Genomic DNA, 4226 nt, shown 5'->3' with positions numbered 1-4226 from the left:
ATTTACACTATCATGCGAGATATTATAAGTCTCGGCAAGTTGTGTGCAGCTAATAGAGTTCGGTTCTGTCATGAGAAAGCCCATATAAATGGGTAATGTACAAGTTGCTGTAGAAGCATGTTTAGTTCGTCTGATCACAGATACTTTATAAACTATTTTAATACTTTTTTGAATCCGTCAATGCGTAAGTCCTATAAGGAATAAAAGTGCTGGAAATATTCGTACAATTCGAGCGAGATAAAAATCTGTAAAAGAAAGCTGCTGCTTAAACAGTTTTTCAATGATAATTTTTGTCATCAGATAACCTGAAATGACGAAAAAAATATCAACGCCAAGATAACCAGCCGAAAACCCAAATATTTGGAAATGGAAAAGTACAACTAAAATTACAGCATAAGCTCTTAATCCATTAATATCATTCCTAAAAGTATTGATGCTCATGCAATAAGTTTTCTAAAAAAAGAGTAATTGTATGATTTATTTCATAATGACTGGATAATTAGATTGTATTGATTTTTTTAAAAGATTCTATGGCACTTGTGGGGGAAAGATTATAAACCTGAACTTGGTGCTCTATAAAGAATTCAGCCGCAGCATCAAAAGCGGGAAAAATTAAATGTAGGTATTGATCTAACATTGTTGGCTGTTTGTTTTCTATACTCTCATAAAAACGTGGCTGAGAAAAATTATTCATATCTAATCCAGCGATATAAATTTCTTTAAAACCAATTGCATATGCGACTTGTAATGCCACATATGGTACAGTTAAATAATCAAATACTGCATTGAATATATTCGTTGAAAAGCCAAATTCGCCATATAAGTGAAAATAAGGTTTTTCTAAATCTAGTTTGTGCTTTTTACCCATGAATGGTTCAACAGTTTTATCTTGGAAAATAGTCTCGATGATTTTGATTTCGCACTTAATTTGACTTGGGTCAATTCTTTTTAAAATGATGTCTAAACAACGAGGCGTTGTGAAAAATATACAATCACTGTTAAGAACTTTTAATATTAGATCGAAACGCTTAGTCGTAAAATTAAAATCAATAATTACGTAATATTTAAAGTGAATGTGATCTAGTGAAATAGCACCATTCACACCAATATAGTCATAGTCAGGATTGGTCAGAAAACGTTGATCTATATCTTTGACAGAAGGCCCAGTTGCAACCAATACACAGGTATTTTTTTGACTTTTAAATGGTTTTGTATGATCGGCAATTAATTTTTTATTAAAAAATAATTGCTCTAAGTCGCCTTCGCTATTGCGAACAGTCTTGTAGTATGGCCAATAGCGGCGATTATGTTTATATGCTTTGGAATGGAAAGACTTATAAAGGAACTTGAAAATATTTTGTGTAATACGATTGAAAATCTGTTGCATCGAGTTTACTCAGGTATAAGTTTACCACCATAGGATGGAGGATAGACTAAAATTAATCTCTTAATTATATGATATTTTTTATTATTAGCGCGATTGTGGGAGAGTGAATCTGTATTGAATATTTTAACACTACCTCCCCCATCGTATATTGTTTAAAAGAAGTAGTGTTATTGTAGCTGCGAAAGCATTAATCATCTAAAGAAAATTTCTTTTTTCCTTTAAATACAGACTTAAGCGATTGAACTGAGCGATTAAACCAGTTCGCCTCTGTATCTGGACGGGTTACTTTGTTGCCATGATAGTTGATCTGTGTTGCTTTTGAAAAATTACCGAAAGGAGTGATCGTATAGTTTTCAGGGCGATACCCATTTTCAAGAGCCTCTTGGTAGTATTGATCAAATAATGCGACAAGGTCTTCACGTGGGTGCGGCATGATTTTCCCATCAAACCAATGCTTTTGCCCAGATGCTTCAAGGCGCGGTAAGGCATATTTATGACTAAACTGTGTACCCATATCAGAGTAATGCAAAATTTTAATTTGCTCAATTGGAAGACCTTCACCATCAATATTGTTGTATGAATCTTGATAAGGTTGAACAAGTTCAGGCTTTTCTTTGATGAGCTGCATCAGTTTTTTATGTCCCTCAGGATCTGCTTGTAGTTCTTTTAATGTAGGCAAATGTTGTTTAGCTTTTTCACAGTCCCATACACAGGTGCATAAACGAGCAGTACTCTTTCCACCCTTTGCGATCACGATCGCATCATTACTCAGTGGATGTGACCATAGCTCAGCAATGTCACATAAAACAACGACATCCGCATCCATATAGATGGCACGACCTTGAAAGTTGCATGACTCAGGGATTGCCCAACGGAAACCTGAGAATGGAGTTGCCCATTTTTCTGTATGCCAACCTTCTCGAGTTTCTTGATTACTGTACCATGGACTTTTAGGGTCATGGCTTAATTGCATCCAAACAATTTCAACAGGGTGTTGGGTGTGTTTTCGAATGCTGTAATCTAAAACCATCATTTGTTCTAAATCACAGTTGTTGGGATCACAACCCACAAATACTTTAATTACTTCATTGTTCATATCTGCAATCACTTCATTATTTATAAAATCAATGCAGTAAGTAGAAGATAACATCTAAAAGAACTGCATGATAAATTAAAAACTAACATTGTAAGTCTATCTTTTCAACATGACTAGCATTGATGTGTATTGATGAACAAATCAACGCAGGATTTCGATATTGGTACAAATGTGTTTTACTTTGTTGTTGTATTTACAAGATAGAATATGAATAATACTTAGATTTTAATATCTTAATGCATTGTGGCACGTTGTTGCTAGTGAAGATTATACTATGAAGAATTATGTGATCAGCCTTACTTATGCGGATCAGCGTCGCGATCATATTTTATCGATTTTTCAGAAACAGGCGATAGATTTTTGTTTCTTTGATGCTGTCACGCCTGCCACGATGGAGCAGATTGCAAATGCTTTAGGACTTGATATAACAAAAACAGATCTTGCTAAAAGTGAAGTGGCTAGAGGTGGTCCCACTTGTTTGAACAACTAAAAGCGTATTTATAAGTGATATTCCGCTCTAGTTAAGCCACCTTGTTTTGTTGGGGTAGCTGATCATAGTAAAACTCATTTGGTGTCATTTTGTCTAGACTCGAATGAGGTCGTTTCAAATTATAAAACTCAAAATATGCACTTAATTGCTTTTTCGCATCTGTGACACTGCTATAAGCTTTGAGATACACCTCTTCATATTTAACGCTCCGCCATAATCGTTCAACCATCACATTATCTACCCATCGACCTTTACCATCCATACTGATTTGAATGCCATTTGATTTCAATACATCAATAAATGCATCACTGGTGAACTGACTGCCTTGGTCTGTATTCAATATTTCAGGTGATCCATATTTTTCAATCGCTTCATTTAAAACCGAAATACAAAAATCCACCTCCATACTAATCGATACCCTATGCGCAAGTACCTTGCGGCTATGCCAATCAATCACAGCACATAAATAAACAAAGCCTTTTGCCATAGGGATATACGTTATATCCGTAGACCACACTTGATTACTGCGCTGAATAGCCAACCCTTTGAGCAGATATGGATATTTACGGTGAGCTTGATTAGCCTGGCTTAAATTTGGTTTGCAATATAACGCCTGAATACCCATTTTCTTCATTAAAGTACGTGTATGACGTCGTCCTATATGATGCCCTTGACGATTCAACAAATCACGCATCATACGACTGCCTGCAAAAGGATATTGCATATGTAATTCATCAATACATCGCATCAGCTTCAGATCTGATGAGCTAACAGGTTTTGGGCGATAATAATAACAACCACGGGAGACTTTCAGCAGCTTAGCTTGCTTAGATACTGAAATCTGAAGTGAGTCGTCGATTAACTTTTGTGGTTGAAGCGGCCCAGTTTCTTCAACACACCTTCTAAAAAATCAATTTCTAATGCCTGCTCACCGATTTTTGCATGTAACTTTTTAAGATCAATGGGGGGTTCTGATGGAGCTTTTGATTGATCGAAAGCTTGCGAGGAAGCTGAGATCAATTGATTTTTCCAGTCAATAATTTGGTTTTGATGAACATCAAATTCAGCACTCAATTCAGCAAGTGTTTTTTCTGCTTTAATCGCAGCAAGTGCTACCTTAGCTTTAAAATCATTTGAATGATTTCTTCTTGGTCTACGTGCCATAAAATACTCCATATATTGATGTTTATAACATCATTTGAGGAGCAGAATATCACTTATAGGAGTTGTTCAAATTTACGGATCCATCTCTG

At 35.5% G+C, this 4226-nt stretch carries 4 protein-coding genes and 2 pseudogenes; 1 reads left to right on the top strand and 5 read right to left on the bottom strand.

Annotated features, from left to right (window positions below; genetic code table 11):
* The 4 genes and pseudogenes from F972_RS15930 to F972_RS11630 form a co-directional block, all read right to left on the bottom strand.
* Positions 1-138 (bottom strand): annotated as a pseudogene (locus F972_RS15930) (IS701 family transposase); the annotation flags it as partial.
* A 54-nt stretch (positions 139-192) separates the two neighbouring features.
* Positions 193-441 (bottom strand): annotated as a pseudogene (locus F972_RS11640) (acyltransferase family protein); the annotation flags it as partial.
* Between the two features lie 58 nt (positions 442-499).
* A complete protein-coding gene (locus F972_RS11635; protein WP_004675546.1) occupies positions 500-1387 on the bottom strand; it encodes a hypothetical protein in 888 nt (295 codons plus the stop codon).
* Between the two features lie 187 nt (positions 1388-1574).
* The gene (locus F972_RS11630) at positions 1575-2537 is read right to left on the bottom strand and encodes a glycosyltransferase family protein (RefSeq protein WP_004640776.1); all 963 of its coding nucleotides are present in this window, start codon (positions 2535-2537) and stop codon (positions 1575-1577) included.
* A 220-nt stretch (positions 2538-2757) separates the two neighbouring features.
* Here F972_RS11630 and F972_RS11625 point away from each other — a divergent pair, with 220 nt between their 5' ends.
* Positions 2758-2973, top strand: coding sequence for a glycosyltransferase family 25 protein (locus F972_RS11625; RefSeq protein WP_082188752.1), 216 nt, complete (start codon positions 2758-2760; stop codon positions 2971-2973).
* Positions 2974-3004: 31 nt separating this feature from the next.
* On the opposite strand, the gene F972_RS15505 is transcribed toward F972_RS11625, so the two are convergent.
* A protein-coding gene (locus F972_RS15505; protein ID WP_100834114.1) for an IS3-like element ISAba14 family transposase occupies positions 3005-4149 on the bottom strand; the annotation gives its coding sequence in 2 pieces (ribosomal slippage) (positions 3005-3885 and positions 3885-4149; 1146 coding nt in all).
* Positions 4150-4226 lie beyond the last annotated feature (77 nt).

Source organism: Acinetobacter sp. CIP 102529 (assembly GCF_000368325.1).
Taxonomy (GTDB): Bacteria; Pseudomonadota; Gammaproteobacteria; order Pseudomonadales; family Moraxellaceae; genus Acinetobacter; species Acinetobacter parvus.
Note: the sequence above shows the minus strand (reverse complement) of the source record. Positions and strands in the feature narration are given on the sequence as shown.